This is a genomic window from Reichenbachiella sp. MSK19-1, from assembly GCF_003590315.1.
GTDB lineage: Bacteria > Bacteroidota > Bacteroidia > Cytophagales > Cyclobacteriaceae > Reichenbachiella > Reichenbachiella agariperforans.
The window spans coordinates 1,368,963-1,385,299 of sequence record NZ_MIER01000002.1; the positions used below are offsets into that span (position 1 = coordinate 1,368,963).

Genomic DNA, 16,337 nt, shown 5'->3' on the forward strand with positions numbered 1-16,337 from the left:
TTGTCTATAATCTAGAAAAAACAACAGTGACACACTCGGTTCAAAGTCTCCTATATTTAGAGCCAAAATACTCAGTTCTTCGGTTAAATTGCAACTATGAATATGGAGCAGAAAACAATCGATATCCCTAAGGTCTTTCACTGTGATTATACTGGAGGTCCATTTCATAAGTGTATTCAGTGTGAGATGAAACTGTATGAAGGGGATGTTCCTTATTTGATCGAAAAGGCATTGAAGCCCTATGGGAGCTATGAAGCCTATTCTACGATATTTGAGTACGCTGTGTGTTTGGGCTGTGCAGACAGTATGAAGTCGATGTTGTCCAAGTCATCTTTGGCTAATCTGATGAACTATTTTCAACAGCACGTGGATCTCTATGCACATAGAGCGCATTTGGTGGCGCAGGAGGAATATGATCCTATGAAATGGATAGAAAAGTGTCTGGTGAGTAGAAGAGACGTTAATGAATTGGCTGAGTGTCAGATTTATGCTAGTTGCCAAGGTGACCAGTTGGTGTTTTCGGAGTTTCCATATATGATTTCTGGACCTGTACTTGATGAAGTAGTAGATCTATTATCAGCTGAAACGAAGGATGAGTTGGATAATTATAGAAAGGAAATAGTCGACGGCCCATCTGAGTTTCAAGATTTGCTAAAGTCTGGTCCTAAAGTTTTTGTTTGATCGTATGATAATAACCTGTTGGTTCTCTTGTCTTTGGATTGAGTTGAACTAGCTGCCATTTTGATATACTGATGACTCTGCCTTGGGGTAGTTTATTCACATCAGCATACTGAGTGATATGGATTTCAGATATTTTTCGTCTTCTTTTAGATTTTCTATTTCATCGTTTTTTAATAGCTCTTCAATTTTCTGGATAGACTTGCTTAGTTCTTTGTTGAGTGATTTTAGAATATTCAAATCTCGCTGGAGATCATTTTTCTTATCTAGGTTGATTCCAATCTCAAAAACCATACTGTACATGTTGGCGATGGGTCTACGTAGAAAGTGTGAGATGTTGAATTCTATTTGTTGTCGAGGGAAGCTTTTGTGAATAGGATGGATGAGATTAAACAAGGTTTTAATGGGAGTGCCAGTAGTGAATAAGTTTTTGATGGGGCTGTTTTCATGGTGTTTCATCTCAGTAAGTGTTTAGCATTGTGAGTATTGGAGACTCCTGTTTGGGTCATGTTGTTGCTGAGATTATTACAAGCATGATGCCAGTTTTAATTAGCTTTTGTTTCATTCGATCAATGAGGGGTGAACTTCGATGAATGATGATAAAATAGAGTTCAAGTCAGATAACCTTCTTTTTTACATCAAATCTTCTAACTTTAACTTGAATTAACACAATTAGAATGAAACAAACAATCAGTTACTATCTATTCATATTTAGCTTTCTATTGGTGTCGGGTGCTATGGCACAGACTACCAGTCTGGACGAAGCGTTTAAATCTGCCTATAAAAATGGCGTGAAAGCGTATAAAGCAGGAGACTACAAAGGTGCAGTCGATCAGTTTCAGGAAGCACTGAAGTATAGAAGCAGTCATGAGAACTCATGGTACTATGCGGGGATGGCTTTTGTCAATGATGGCAACCCAGAGCGTGCGATCTACTGTCTCAAGCGACTGGAAAATATCAACCCTGACTACAACCCGTGGGTCTATAGCTACATAGGTAATGCCTATTTAGATTTGGATGACTTGCGTAAAGCAGAGGATTATTATCAGAAATTTTATGATAACCTACCTAAAGATCCTAAGGGCGTTGCTACGCTACATTTAGCAAGGAATAGGATAGAGTATGCCAAAAGAAGTCCTGAGATTCGTGCGTCTAAAAATAGCGATGATCAGCCGCTTCCATTGGCGAATGTCAATAGTAGCCTGCACGATTATACACCACAGGTCAACCCAACAGGAACGCGACTGTATTTCACGAGTGTTCGTCAGGGGGGATTTGATTATATCAAGGACAGTGCTAGGTTGACGAACTATGGCGAAGATGTATACTATTCTAGCTATGAGAATGATGTATGGCAGAAGCCAGTGCTTATGCCAGAGCCTATCAATTCTATGTCAGATGATTTTGGGTCTTCATTTACAGGTGATGGACAAACCATGGTGTATGTACGATGTGGTACGGATGAGAGTATCGGAGGGTGCGACCTCTACATTGCGTATTTAGAGTCAGGTCAATGGTCAGAACCTAAAAACATGGGTAACGTCGTGAATAGCGGCGCGTGGGATTCTCAACCGACTATTAGTTCGGATGGTACACGAATCATATTCTCTTCTACCCGAGATGGTGGATATGGTGAGTCAGACTTGTATGTCACTTCTCTCAATCAGTACGGAGAGTGGGGGATTCCATCCAACCTAGGAAGTACGGTCAATACGCCGTTGAGTGACAAGAGTCCATATTTGGCCTCTGACGGTAAGTCACTTTACTATGCGACAGAGGGACACCCTGGATATGGAGAATCAGATATTTTTTATAGCTTATTTGACAATGGTAAGTGGGGGATTCCTATCAATGTAGGTGCACCTATTAATTCATCAGGTGATGATACCAACTTTAGTATCTCTGCATCTGGTATGGGGTACTTTGCTTCGTCTCGTCTAGATGCGGCCAACTATGATATATTTGAGATGGAGTTGCCAGATCACCTGAAACCAAAACCGTCTGTGGTAGTTCAGGGTATCGTGTCTAACGCGAACACGTCCGCTCCAATAGGCGCAGTGGTACTAGTGGAGGATATGGTCACAGGAGAGCTGATTGCGCTAAATAAGAGTAATGATGAAACAGGTGAATACTTGATCGTATTGCCAGCAGGTCGTAGCTATAGTGTATCGGCTACCAAGGATGGCTACTTCTTTTATTCTCAGAGTTTTGACCTACCAGATGACGCGAGTTATGCTGAGATCACCAAGGATATCTTGCTCGAACCTATTGAGAAAGGGACGAAAGTGGTCTTGAATAATATTTTCTTTGAGTCAGGTAGAGCAGAATTGAAACCGATCTCTTATGTCGAACTCAACAAGGCAGTACAGTTGCTCAAAGACAATGGCACTATGGTCATCGAGGTAGGTGGGTACACTGATAATGTCGGGTCTGATGAGCTGAACCTCAAACTGTCCCAAGCCAGAGCAGATGCAGTGGTAGCTTATATGGTGCTGGCAGGTGTAGAACAGGAGAGACTAAGATCCAAAGGATATGGTGAGTCCTCGCCGATAGAGGACAATGCTACAGAAGAGGGTAGAAAAGCCAATCGTCGGACAGAGTTTGTGATCGTAGAATTCTAAACGATAAAAAAGTCTAAACTTAAGGACTGCCAATGACTTAACATTGGCAGTCCTTTTTGTTTCTGCGCTTTCTAAAGTGGATACTAAAGAGACTGGTTAGGTTATTAAAAGTTAAGCGAAATTACGTATTGTCAATGTGGTGAATGTTTGACTACATTTGATGGTGTAACCTAATGCAGTTGTTTAGAGTTACAAAAAAGTAACTATTGGATCATTTTCTATTTGTGAGTAAAAATTCTATTTCATATCAAGTACAAATCATACTCATTGGGTTTTGTTGCCTTTTTATGGTCAAAACCGTCGTGCCGTATTTGACTACTAACGATGATCGTGTGGTGATTGAGAGTTCAGATTTAGAAGAAAAGGAAAGTGAAGAGAAAAGTGAGGAAGAAGTAAAAGAAAAGATTAAGCTGGATAAGTTACTCAACTGTAGCTTTATCCTACCTAATCAATATTTAAGCATTGATCAAGCGGAAGGTAGATATCTATTCTATCTATCACAGCACTTTCATACCGTGATCAGCCCACCTCCAGACGCCCAGTCTATAGGCTGATGTAGTCATATAAGCACCTGTTTATATTGATCAATTGATTTTTAACTTGCTTTGGATAGCAAAACAACCTTTTACTTTAATGAACCATTCAAAAAAGTCAGGATTTCTGGCGCATATTGGTAGTGATTTACCTGCCAGCTTAGTTGTATTTTTAGTCGCAGTACCTTTATGTCTTGGTATAGCTTTGGCCTCTGGAGCTCCTTTGTTTGCGGGAGTCATAGCGGGTATCGTCGGCGGGATCGTCGTAGGGACGATCAGTGGATCGAGTCTGGGTGTCAGTGGTCCAGCTGCAGGTCTGGCTGTAATCGTACTCAACGCCATTACAGATCTAGGTAGTTTCGAAAATTTCCTCTTAGCAGTAGTGATTGCAGGTGTCATGCAAGTACTCTTAGGTATAGCCAAAGCTGGGGTGATTGGTTATTACTTACCATCCTCAGTCATCAAAGGGATGCTGTCGGGGATAGGTGTGATTATCATCCTAAAACAAATTCCCCATCTTGTAGGGTATGATATGGATCCAGAAGGTGATTTGGACTTTTTTCAACCCGATGGTCACAACACCTTTAGTGAGATTCTTTATGCCCTAAATAACTTAACACCAGGCGCAGTTGTTATTGGTTTTTTAGGTTTAGCTATTTTGATACTCTGGGATAGACCTTTCATGAAGAACCTGAGTTTTACCAAATTCGTGAATGGACCATTAGTAGTAGTAGCGACGGGTATTGCGCTTAATGTTGTATTTGATGGAATCCCTTTCTTTTCGTTACACGGAGAACATGTCGTCAATATACCTGAGTCAAAGTCTTTTGATGAGTTTCTAGGTTTATTCACCACGCCAAATTGGAGTATGATAGGCGAAAAGAAAATATATATTGTGGCTTTGACTATTGCGATTGTAGCGAGTTTGGAGACATTATTAAGTGTAGAGGCAGCGGATAAGATAGATCCAGATCGTCGAGTTACCCCTACCAACCGCGAGTTAATAGCACAAGGTATCGGTAATTCTATTTCTGGTTTGATTGGTGGGTTGCCAGTTACGCAAGTGATCGTAAGGAGTTCTGCTAATGTGCAGTCTGGTGGTAAAACCAAGCTGTCTGCGATTATGCATGGATTTTTTCTATTGATATGTGTCGTGGGGATACCGCATGTGTTGAACCTGATTCCGTTAGCGAGTTTGGCTGCAGTACTGTTGATCGTAGGGTATAAGCTTGTCAAGCCAGCGATGTTCAAGCAAATGTACAAGACGGGCAATGCGCAATTCTATTCCTATATAGTTACGATTCTAGGCTTGGTGTTTACGGATCTTTTGATTGGAATAGGACTAGGGCTAGCGGTTGCGATTATGTTTATTCTTTGGAATAATTTCAAAACGCCTTATCATTTCAACCCGAATCAAGTGAAGCCTGGTGAGCCTATTAAGATCGTGCTTTCTGACAATGTGACTTTCCTCAACAAAGCGAGTTTTATCAAGACGTTTGGTATGATTCCTAACGATAGTGAATTGATCATAGACGCTACTAGAACGCAGGATATACATTGGGATGTCATGGAGGTGATCGATGATTTTAAGATTAGTAGCAAGACCAGAGGTATAGACTTGAAATTGGTAGGGTTCGAGACAGTGAACCTGACTGATGTCGAAGGAGAGCTGCAAGAGCGCCTAGAAGACGAGAAGTAAAATAGGAATGGCATCACATCGTTGCTTACAAAAAAGGTCTACTGAGATATCAGTAGACCTTTTTTGTGTTATGAGATGTAGCCAGCTTAGTAGTAGTGATTCTCATCTTCTGGGTCATACTCTTTACCTCTGAGAATATTGATTTCTTGGTTTTTACTCTGGGTTATCTTAACGGCTCCTATGAATAGCCCTACACCATTTTCTACATTGGTGACGGTGATAGGGAGAATCTCAGTGCTGTATAGCTGATAATAGTCAGCATAAATAGGTTCTGGGATGATGATTTCATAGTTGATTTCAACTGACATATGCCCATTCTCGAAATCCTCTTCACTTTGAGCAATGACAAAATTTGTATTGTTGATAACGAGCTGATCAAACCCATAATAATTTTCTCCCAAATAGTACTTGTCATAGTTATTATAGGTGAATAAGTCGCTTTGAAACCAAGATGGGATATGAACATTCCAGTCGCTATCAAACAAGGTAAGTTCCCGTGTAGAATATGAGGCAGCATAAGTGAAATCTGGCACTTGTGGTAGTGTCGATTGTACTCTTGCAGATCCTGCCCAAATCGTACTATCTATGCGGGTATATCCGTCAGATGCAGTATCGGAAGGGATGGTTTTGGTTAGCCTACTTTCGTCTAAGGTCACCGTGTCCGTTATGCTAGAGGTAATATTTTTCTCGTCAATAGTGGGTACGATGGCCGTAGCTTGAGCCGTTCGATTGTCATGTGTGACTATAATATTGAATACATCCCCTTGTGAAACAATTGCTTCTGAAACACCTTGATACAGCCCTTGGCCAATTTGTCGGGTAGGGATTGGCTTGCCGTTCCATGTTAACCTTACCTCTGCATTATCTAGCATAAAATCCGAACTATCCAGTAGAATCATGTCTTGACCTGGTAGGTTGACGCTTTGCCCAACTGTGATGGTTGGCAGTGATTCGCTAGCAAAAAATACAGCTTCAATATGCAACACTGAGGGCTGTTTAGAGTCGATGATTGCCTCGGACTGACAGCTCCATATAGTCCCTGCGAGAATGAATAGTGGAGCTATGGTTTTTCTTAGTCTTTCCATTTTTGATCTTTTCCTAATCCGATTCTTAAACTAATGACTGGCATGATAGGCATCTGACTGATGTATTTGTTCTTGGGGAAAGCCCTAAATTTACCGTTTGGTAGGGCTTCTAAAGATGTGCTCGGCATGATTGTCAGTACATTGAATTGATTGTATGCGTTGATGATGTTGAGGGAAACTTCTGTACGGTGTTTGAAGAATCTTCGATTTTTCCAAGTCAAATTGAGGTCGAGTCGATGATAGGCGGGTAACCTAAAGTTATTGTATGAGGTCGTGACTTGAATATCACCTGCTTGATCTCCGATTCCCAGCGGATCGGGGTTGTTTAGATAGTTTTGCGTCGAGAAGGTGAGGGGCTGCCCTGTTTTGTAATTGAATAATGCACCGAGACTCCAGTTTTTAGCAAAGTCCCAATTGACGAAGGCCTGTATGTCGTGCCGCTTGTCCACTCTCGACGGGAACGGGTTTCCGTGATTGATTTCCTCGAAGGTATTGTAGGCCCATGAGAGTGTGTAACCTAGCCATCCAGTGATGTCTCCTTTGGTTTTGTTGAGCATGAACTCTACGCCGTAGGCTTCTCCCGTTCCGCTAATCGTCTCTCTCGTGAACTCAGGGATCAAACCATTGGTGTCAAGCGCCTTTGACTGCTGCTCAATGCTAAAATTGAGTAGTCCTGTTTGTGTTTTGTAGTACCCTTCTATACTGAATAATCCCACTTTTGGGATTTGATAGCCAACGCCTACCGTGAAAGTCTTACCAAGGGCGGGAGGACGGTTGTCGTTACTCCAAAACCATCGGTCCGCGGGGATACGCATAAAGTCCAGACTCAAACTCTGTAGGTATTGGGAGAAGTGCCCATAGCCAGCGCTAAACATGAGCGACTGGGTGATCTGATAGTTGATGTTGAGACGTGGGAGTAAATGGCTGTAATGCCCATCTGAAAAATACTGATAGCGCAGGCCAGGATAGATGGATAGCTTTCCAATAGCGTAGGTAGCACTCAAATAGGTGCTGATTTCGTGGCTATTGGTGACCGCAGTATCACCGCTGATATTGTTCAGAATTAATTCAATGGTAGGATTTCCGTCTTTGTAGTCAGATTGGTTTCCATTGAAGCCATATTGTTGTTCCTTGTTGATCTTACTCTCGGTAAAGGAGTGGTAGAGCCATTGTGCGCCCGTTGAGATCGATAGCTGATCGGATAGAAAAAAGGTCAAGTCTTGTTGGGTGCCATAGTCTGTGAAATCCTGCGTGAAATGCTGGTCAAACAATTCTCGTGTCACTATTTGGTTGCTTTCAGTCCTGTAGATGAAATTTTCATCATTATAGTAGTATTGATTGTCCGCTAGGTACCAACTGGTAAAGAAGTGAGAAGTAGATTTGATGTGTTCGTTCTCCTTTACTAGTTTGACAGATCCAGTGACGTTTCTCCAGCCATATTTGATATTGTTGTCAGAGGAGGTTGTTGCCCCATCTGGTAATTGGCTTTGTGAGTAGGGGTTATCATCAGGGGTGTAATAGTTGTTCGCTACCAGTTGATCATTGCCATAGAAGACCCCGGTTTCGATTCTAGTCTCTGGAGTGAATTTGTGAACTACCTTTAGATTAAAATCGAAAAAATTGTAGCGGTTTTTGTATTGGTCTGTAGGCGTTGATAAGATTGGGTCGGATATCCAAAATATAGGGTCAAGATAAGTGCGTCTACCGCTAACCAAGACCGAGGTTTTTTGATTGATGGGTTTGCCATAGGAGAAAGAGGCACTAATCGGGCTGATGGTGAGGTAGCCCGCGCCGTTTCTCGTATCTCCTTTTTGCAGTTCGATATCCAGAACACTGCTGAGGCGGCTACCATATTGCGCAGGGAAGATGCCTTTGGTCAATTCGACCCGATCGATCGCTTCGGTATTAAATGCACTAAACAAGCCAAACAAGTGCCAAGGGTTGTAGACGGGGACACCATCCAGCAGAATCAGGTTTTGATCATTGCGACCACCTCTGACAAAGAAACCACCTGTGAAATCCGTTTCTGTTTTGACTCCTGGTAGGTTTTGAATCATACGGATTAGATCAGGCTCTCCCAGCATTCTGGGGACATTGATCAGGTTCATCTCCGAGATATTGATGGTGCTGAGTTTGGCTTGTTGCATCTGCACGGATGTGATGGCGGATTCTTCTACTATTACGTCTTGTAGTTCCTGAGTGTCTGGAGTCATGACGAGGGTTAGGTCTTCACCAAGCGGAAATGCGATCTCTTGCTCCAGCGTGACATAGCCTAGGAAACTAACCCGACAGTGGTAGCTGCCGTCAGGGATGTCCTTGGTAGAGATGTGCCCAGAGATATTGCTAACACCTCCTTTCTCTAACTCTTTCAGATAGAGGGTTGCACCATAGAGCGGTGTTTGGTACGCATCGTTTTCGACGATATGTACACTGTGCTTTTTCTGTGCATGGGCAAATGTGCTTAGGCAGGAAAACAGTATTAGGGATAAAGTGGTTTTTAAATTCAATTTTCGATCAGTTAGGCGCTGAGACATTTCCAATATTGAGTGAGTAGAACCAGGTGTATCCTTCTTGAAAAGTCAATTCAATATTAATGCCTTGATAAATTTCTGTAGTAGGGTCATTGGTGAAGGAACTATTTATCGGTAGTTCTATGACAGTGGTATCAGACATTAGTGTGTTATCTAGATTGTTTTCATAATGTAAAGTGTCATAGTAGCGATCTTCGTCATGATAAAATTCATTGTTAGAATAATGGCTATAGTCATGATTAAAGACGATTACATTTTTTTCAACGATAACCCCATTTTGGACAACAAGCAGCGCCTTTAGTGTCTCCCCGAACTCTAGGTTATTATAGTAGTTGACAGGGCTTATATTCGACCAGGAAACCATAGGGACTTCAGACTTGTTTCTGATCTTTCCTAAGTTGATAATCTCACCCGAGGAACTGGAATGTCCACTAACGATATCAACATTTATTACATCGTATTGTTTCATTTGGGTTAGTGGGATATCCGCAGGTATGGGGAAAAGAAGTTGGTAGGTGTCACCTCTCTTTTTGCCTACAGGGTAGTAGGATTCAAAGTGCATAAGTTCACCGCGTTGTTGAGTGTATTGGTTCGTGTTATTCTCGTTTCTGATCAGGCTCATGTCAATATATTTGACTGAGGATACTTTTTGCTCTACCTCAAAAACAATAGTGTCTCCTGGGCTGTGTTTATAATAAAATCCATTGTAGGTATCTCCTAAGAAAAAGACTATGCTATCCTGAAAATAGTCGTCTGATTCGGTATTACATGAGACTAGGGTTGTAAATAAAGTTATGGCTGTAGCGAGCCTACAAATGCCTTGCAAAAGCAGAGGTTGGTTGGGGTTTTTCATTAAATATATATATTGAAAATTTAAAGTTACAGGTTTAGCTTTCTCAGGGCTGCTTTAAATCTCGAATGCTTCTGTAAGGATATATCAGGATTTTTAATATGTCATAAATATGACATATTAAAAAATAGGTAGAGGCTGAATTTTACAAAAAAAGTAGAAAGGTGGTTTGTTTTTTGTGAATTTTTGAAGGTATGCGTACAGCACTTTGTATAATTCTACAAAAGGGTTGTTTTGAGTAGTGATTTCTGAAAGTTGATCTTTTTTGAAAGAGTAATCTTGGTTGTGTCTGTATGGTTATCAGATGGGGCTGTGGTTAATTCTGATCTCGGAGCTTGAACTGTTCTATGGTTGTTTTGAGTTCTCCTGCTTTATCTCTACAGAATTGTGTTTTGCTCATGAATGTCTCCATGCCTGCAGAGAGTTGGGCGGCAGAACTAGCGATTTGTTCGGATCCTGCAGCACTTTCCTCAGCGATGATGATGACGTTCTCATTGCTGCTGACCATGAAGTTGATGTTGTGGCTTTGGTTCTGAGCTGTATCTAGGATCTCCTTGGAATTGATGGATGTCTCCTTGGATGCATCGGATAGTGTCTCAAAAGCCTTTGCTACTTCTACCGAAGCTTTGACCCCTGTCTTTACATTCTTGTTCATCATGACCATCAGGTCTTGCGCAGCAGTGGTGTCATTTTGTACCGCAGAGACTAGGTCTGATATCTCGTTGACTGATTTTCGGGCTCCTTCTGCTAGTTTTCGAATTTCTTCGGCGACTACTGCAAAGCCTCTGCCTGATTCACCAGCTTGTGCAGCTTCTATTGCAGCGTTCAATGCGAGGAGATTGGTCTGAGAAGCGATTTCTGTGATGATACCCAGTACTCGTTCGATCTCTTTGGACTGGTTGCTTAGTACGTCCATAGAGTCTTTGGCCTGTGTGGCAGACTGTGCCGCAGTGTCTATGATTTTGATCAGTTCGTCTACTTTTTGTCTTCCTTTTGCACTGCTTTCTACGCCATTGGTCGCGGATAGATCGATTGCATGTGAGAGTTTTCCCATGTGGTCGATAGACCGTTTGATGTTTTCTATGGTACTGGATGATTCTTCGATTTTTAGGAGCTGGTTTTGAGCCCCTTGATTCATCTCTCTGATAGCAGAGGATATTTCCCCATAAGACATGTTCATTTCACTACCATGGCCTAGGATGTCTGTGGTATAGTCATTGACTACTTTGCTGGTGCCTCGTACCTCTGTCATCATGAGATGCAGATTCGTGATGGCGTGGTTTAGGCTGTTTACCAGTGCTTTGAGGTCTCCTTTGGCTTCTCCGTTGTATTCGAACCTGAGATTCCCAGAGGCGAGTGCGTCTACGATGCTTTTGATGTCCTTGATAGGGGTTTGGATACTTTGGAGGAGTTGGTTGATGGAGGCACTGATGTTTTTCCATGCGCCTTGCTTTTCGTTAATTTCTATGCGGTTGTTGAGGTCTCCTTCTAGTCCTGCACGGTTGACGACATGCTCGAATTCATCAACTGTTCTTTTTAGCTTAGACTGTAAGGTGATGAGTGACTTGCCTAATTCATCTTCGCTGCTGAGTATGGAGTATTCTGTGTCCAAATTACCTTCTTCGAGCGACTTGGCAAACGAGGAGGCTTTGTGGAGATTTTGGTCGAGCACGTGTAGATTGTATAAGGCCAGAGAGAGTTCGTCTTTGCCCGAATGGGGAGTTGTATGGTTGAGTTCGCCTCTTGATAGTGTCTGTACAATATCTAATATTCGCTTCAGAGGGTTGGATACCTTGCGGTCGTTGAAATAGACTGCCAAACCGATAATTACCAAGTTGATAGCAATTAACAGATATTGAATCAAATCAAGTGTGCTCTGTTTGTCTCGGCTTTCCGCAACGTAAGCTTGTACCAAAAGGTTGAATTGCTTGAGCATCGGGGTGGCATCATTAGCGATGGCATGGGCGGCACTACTGGTTTCGTTATTGTTAATATTGGTTTTTAACAGTTTGCTTGCATGTGTGTGGTAGCTCTTCCATAGTTTTTCGGTACGCTCCCAGCTCTCCATAGACTGGCGTGTGGTAGGAGGTAGGGTGTTGCCTTTTGGGTGACCAGGGGCTTGACCGCCTTCTTTGAGAATCGTTAGAGATTGATCACAGAGGGTCAGGCTACTGCGTAGGTTTTCAATAGCGCTGCGATCACCTTGCGCTACCAGCTGGCTATAAAATGCGATGCGCTGAGATAGCATACGTTGTCTGCCTGCTACATCGACAACTATCGTGTCATCAACTTGTAGCCCTCTAAAGTACGATATGGTAGCGTAGTTGATGAGAGATAAAAGTAAAAATAGGATAGGAATTAAACTGAGCTTTAACCCAATAGTAGGCCTTTTTAATATAGCTGAAATCGTTGAAAACATAGCGTTTACCCGTAATGTGCGTTGCGTCATTAGGTTTTATCAAAGAGCAACCTAATCGTCTTTTGTTTGAATGAAAGTAATCAGTCTTTGGGCAAAGCTGGTTAATGAGCACGCAAGATAGTACTGGGTAGTGTTTCAAAAAAGATTTTGAATAAATGTATTTTCATGTTTGCAACATCATTGCAGTTATTGTAGTTTTGCCACCATGCTAAAGTATTCAGCGCTTAAGAAACTACTAAAGGATCACCAATTGCGGGTGACGGACTGCCGGCTAGATGTGCTCCAATTGTTTAAATCTAGAGGACATGCCTTGACTTCTCGATATCTCGAGGATGAGTTGACAAGCTATGATCGTGTGACGCTCTTTCGCACTTTGAATTCTTTCATAGAGAAGGGTGTCGTACATAAAATTCCAGATGACTCAGGGATTGCACGCTATGGCATCTGTGGTCATTCATGTGCGCCTGCTGCACACCATCATGATCATGTGCATTTCAAATGTAGCAGTTGTGGTCATGTAGATTGCCTGTCGGATTACACCGTGCCTACGGTGACTATACCTGGTTATTTGATTCAGGAGTCAAATATGATCTTGAATGGTGTTTGTAAATCCTGCAATCAATAAATCTGTCTACATGAAATACATTTTTTGGCTCGCTTTAGGTTTGACCTTTACGCAAACCGTGTGGGCGCAAGGTGATTTTAGGGGACGAGTTGTGGATGCTAAAAGTGGAGAAGGACTGCCTGGTGCTACAGTACAAATCCATGAACTGGAAGTAGGCATGATTACCGATGTGGATGGGAACTTTGCGTTTGCTCAAGTGCGGCGTGCCAATTATCATGTACATTTTAGCTACGTAGGTTACAAGGCAGTTTCGTTGTTGGTACGAGCAGATGAACTACCTAAACTGCTGGTAGTGAAACTGGAAGAGACGTCTTTGGAACTCAGTGAATTGGTCGTGGAGTCTAATTATTACAAGACTGGCCCTAAAGAGCAGACACTATCTATGGAAATACTGGATACAGAATATCTATTAAAAAACAGAGAAGGTTCTTTCGTCAATTCACTAGAAAACCTACCAGGAGTGAGTACGATCAATACTGGGGTAGGGATAGCCAAACCGGTCATTCGAGGCATGAGTTTTAATCGCGTCATTGTCAATGATCATGGAATCAAACAAGAAGGGCAACAATGGGGCGGTGATCATGGGTTGGAGATAGATATGTTTGCGCCAGGTCGCGTAGAAGTGATCAAAGGGCCTAGTTCATTGATGTATGGTTCTGATGGGCTAGGCGGTGTGATCAATATTTTGCCACCACCTATTCCTCAGCAGGAAGGGGCAGAAGGTGCTTTTCAGATGATGTACAAGACCAACAATCACCTGGTCGGTACGTCGACTAATGTCAAAGGAAAGCACCGTGACTGGGTATATGGTTTACGATTTAGTACACAAGATTTTGGAGACTATCGTGTACCTGCAGAGTCTTTCAATTATAACGGTACGATTTACCCGATCTATGACGAGCATCTCAAGAATACCGCTGGAAGAGAACGTGACTTTAGTCTCATGACAGGTGTCAAAAAGAGCTGGGGGTATTCTACGCTTACAATCAGTAATTTCAATCAGGAAGTCGGACTGTTTGCCGGAGCAGTGGGTATACCCAATGCTACATTGCTAGAGCCAGATGGTGACCGTCGTGATAGGGACAAACCACGGCAGGAGACCAACCACTTCAAGGTAATATCCAATACTAACGTGCTGTTGGGACAGAATTGGTTAGAGTTGGATCTGGGTTATCAGTACAACTTAAGGAAAGAGATTTCCAATCCTCATACGGGGCAAGTTGTGATAGGGGATGATGATTTGGCGCTGCGTTTGGCACTACAGACCTTTACGCTCAACGGACGATATTTTTTGCACAAGCGTCCTAATCATAGTAGAATATTCGGTGTGCAGGGACAATACCAAATCAATCGAAAAGGTGGTTTTGAGCATTTGATTCCTGATTTTAAGTCTTCGTCTCTGGGAGCATATATCTATGAGGAGCATAGTTGGTATGATCAGTTGACCCTGACGGGAGGCCTGCGCCTAGACTATGCCAATCGTAACATTGACAGCTACCGACAGCCCATCTATGACACGAACCAAGATGTCGATCGATACTATGAGAGGAACGCTGCGATAGACAAGTCGTTTCTAAATTATTCGGCTTCTTTGGGGGTGTCCTACTATCCTACGATGCAGTTCAATGCGAAACTGAATGTAGGGACGAGTTACAAGGTGCCCACCGCCACAGAGATGAGTATCAACGGGATACATCATGGTACTTTTAGACATGAAATTGGAGATGAAAATTTAAGCTCTGAGAGAGGAATTCAAACAGATGTTAGTTTGAGCTATTTGCGATCTAATTTCAGCCTGGTTGTGACACCCTATGTGTCGTACTTCTTGGACTACATTTATTTAGCACCTTCTGCATTGTTCTCCAATAATTTGGATCCAGATGCATTTTATGAGAGTACACAAGTGTACCAGTATAAACAGCATGATACTTTTTTTGCAGGAACGGAGCTGGCGGTAGAGTACCATCCGATCGATGCGTTGCATTGGAAGCTGGCTGCAGAATATATCTACAATTATAATCTGGATACCTACCTGCCACTGCCGCTGACGCCTCCACCGTCTTTGTATTCGGATATAGATTATGAGTGGGAGCTAGGTCAGTATATACTGAGTAGCATGAGTTTTGGACTTAATGGAAAATGGGTTTCTGATCAAAAGCGTGTAGATCGAAACGAGAGAAGTACAGAAGGGTACTTTACTATGGGGGCAAACTTAGGAGCGACTATTTCTTTGGGTTTTACAGAAGCAAACCTCTTTGTGAGCGCGAATAACCTATTGGATCAGAAATATTGGAATCATCTGAGTAGATATCGACTGTTGAATCTACCAGAGCAGGGACGAAATTTTACCGTTTCACTCCATGTCCCTATTGGAAGTAAATAATCACTAAACAAACATAAAAGAATGAACAAGAAGCTATTATTTTCAATAATTGTATCAGCTGCATTAGTAGCCTGTGAGTCTGATGACAACACACCAGATGTGACTGCACCGGTGATAGAAGTAGAGGAGCCTGAGTCGGGTGAGCAATTTGCAGCTGGCGGTGAAATTCATGCGCACGGAGAGGTCTCAGATAATGAAGGTCTGGCAAGTTATAATATTACCATTCACGATGATTTTGATGATCATACGCATGGAAGAACATTGTCAGCATTTGCTTTTGACCAAAGTTATGTAGTAGAAGGAGCTACGGCAGAGATTGATGTAGAGATTGATATTGATGCTGATGCCACTGCAGGCCCATATCACTTCATAGTGCAAGCTATCGATGCGACGGGCAATTCCACTAGTTTTGCAGATGGGTCAGCGATAGAACGTCAGATTTGGATTACGAATGATCAGATGCCATTGGTGCATTTTCAGGATGCTACAGGAGAAGAAGTAGAGGAGTACGAGGCTGTTGTAGGCGAGACAATTCAGTTTTATGGATTGATCGAAGATCAGTCTGGGACTTTAGATCATGTAGATATCGAAGTAGGTCATGCGGAAGAGATCGAGGAACATGATCACGAACATGCCAGGGTTTTGGATGAAGCTATTTTTGATCAGGAGTTCGAAGTGGAAGGAGCGACTAGTGTTACGATACAGTCTTTATTAGCTGATGCTAATATAGTGGTAACACAATCGGATCTGGATGAGTTGGAGGAGGGAGAGCATCTCTACCTAATGATAACGGCACTAGACGAGGATGGCAACAGTTCTTACCATCAGATTGCCATTCATTTCGATTGATTCGAAAGCAGCTGATTAGTGGCTTGTTGATACAAGCTAAAAACGCCTCATGTAAAGTTTCACT

At 42.4% G+C, this 16,337-nt stretch carries 12 protein-coding genes; 7 read left to right on the plus strand and 5 right to left on the minus strand.

Features of this window, described 5'->3' with window-relative positions; all coding sequences use genetic code 11:
- Positions 1 to 102 precede the first annotated feature (102 nt).
- Complete coding sequence (locus BGP76_RS05515; protein WP_147407384.1) at positions 103 to 681, plus strand: hypothetical protein; 579 nt, start codon at positions 103 to 105, stop codon at positions 679 to 681.
- Positions 682 to 777: 96 nt separating this feature from the next.
- On the opposite strand, the gene BGP76_RS05520 is transcribed toward BGP76_RS05515, so the two are convergent.
- Positions 778 to 1,137, minus strand: a complete 360-nt coding sequence (locus BGP76_RS05520; protein WP_073118551.1) for a hypothetical protein — start codon at positions 1,135 to 1,137, stop codon at positions 778 to 780.
- Between the two features lie 218 nt (positions 1,138 to 1,355).
- Between BGP76_RS05520 and BGP76_RS05525 the strand changes: the two genes are divergently transcribed.
- The 3 genes from BGP76_RS05525 to BGP76_RS05535 all read left to right on the plus strand — a co-directional run bounded on the left by BGP76_RS05525 (position 1,356) and on the right by BGP76_RS05535 (position 5,531).
- On the plus strand, positions 1,356 to 3,299 hold the full coding sequence (locus BGP76_RS05525) for an OmpA family protein (RefSeq protein ID WP_119843907.1): 1,944 nt from the start codon (positions 1,356 to 1,358) through the stop codon (positions 3,297 to 3,299).
- A 287-nt stretch (positions 3,300 to 3,586) separates the two neighbouring features.
- Positions 3,587 to 3,853 carry a hypothetical protein gene (locus BGP76_RS05530; RefSeq protein WP_073118547.1) on the plus strand — a complete coding sequence of 89 codons (267 nt, stop codon included), beginning with the start codon at positions 3,587 to 3,589 and terminating at the stop codon, positions 3,851 to 3,853.
- A gap of 79 nt (positions 3,854 to 3,932) precedes the next feature.
- Positions 3,933 to 5,531: a SulP family inorganic anion transporter gene (locus BGP76_RS05535; RefSeq protein WP_119843908.1), complete on the plus strand. Its 1,599-nt coding sequence runs from the start codon at positions 3,933 to 3,935 to the stop codon at positions 5,529 to 5,531.
- 86 nt (positions 5,532 to 5,617) lie between these two features.
- Here the strand turns inward: BGP76_RS05535 and BGP76_RS05540 are convergent, their stop codons facing one another.
- The 4 genes from BGP76_RS05540 to BGP76_RS05555 all read right to left on the minus strand — a co-directional run bounded on the left by BGP76_RS05540 (position 5,618) and on the right by BGP76_RS05555 (position 12,416).
- Positions 5,618 to 6,616 carry a hypothetical protein gene (locus BGP76_RS05540; protein ID WP_119843909.1) on the minus strand — a complete coding sequence of 333 codons (999 nt, stop codon included), beginning with the start codon at positions 6,614 to 6,616 and terminating at the stop codon, positions 5,618 to 5,620.
- Complete coding sequence (locus BGP76_RS05545; RefSeq protein WP_158584077.1) at positions 6,604 to 9,123, minus strand: TonB-dependent receptor; 2,520 nt, start codon at positions 9,121 to 9,123, stop codon at positions 6,604 to 6,606. Before BGP76_RS05545 ends, BGP76_RS05540 begins: the two co-directional genes overlap by 13 nt.
- A 7-nt stretch (positions 9,124 to 9,130) precedes the next feature.
- Positions 9,131 to 10,000 (minus strand): hypothetical protein, encoded by an 870-nt coding sequence (locus tag BGP76_RS05550; RefSeq protein ID WP_073118535.1) that lies wholly within the window; start codon positions 9,998 to 10,000, stop codon positions 9,131 to 9,133.
- Between the two features lie 313 nt (positions 10,001 to 10,313).
- The gene (locus BGP76_RS05555) at positions 10,314 to 12,416 is read right to left on the minus strand and encodes a methyl-accepting chemotaxis protein (RefSeq protein WP_158584079.1); all 2,103 of its coding nucleotides are present in this window, start codon (positions 12,414 to 12,416) and stop codon (positions 10,314 to 10,316) included.
- 205 nt (positions 12,417 to 12,621) lie between these two features.
- Here BGP76_RS05555 and BGP76_RS05560 point away from each other — a divergent pair, with 205 nt between their 5' ends.
- From BGP76_RS05560 to BGP76_RS05570, 3 genes are read left to right on the plus strand one after another with little or no spacing between them, the layout of a single operon-like run.
- Positions 12,622 to 13,041: a Fur family transcriptional regulator gene (locus tag BGP76_RS05560; RefSeq protein WP_073118529.1), complete on the plus strand. Its 420-nt coding sequence runs from the start codon at positions 12,622 to 12,624 to the stop codon at positions 13,039 to 13,041.
- Positions 13,042 to 13,051: 10 nt separating this feature from the next.
- Positions 13,052 to 15,424, plus strand: a complete 2,373-nt coding sequence (locus BGP76_RS05565) for a TonB-dependent receptor (protein ID WP_158584081.1) — start codon at positions 13,052 to 13,054, stop codon at positions 15,422 to 15,424.
- 21 nt (positions 15,425 to 15,445) lie between these two features.
- Positions 15,446 to 16,273, plus strand: coding sequence for a DUF4625 domain-containing protein (locus BGP76_RS05570; protein WP_119843913.1), 828 nt, complete (start codon positions 15,446 to 15,448; stop codon positions 16,271 to 16,273).
- The last annotated feature ends 64 nt before the right edge of the window (positions 16,274 to 16,337 follow it).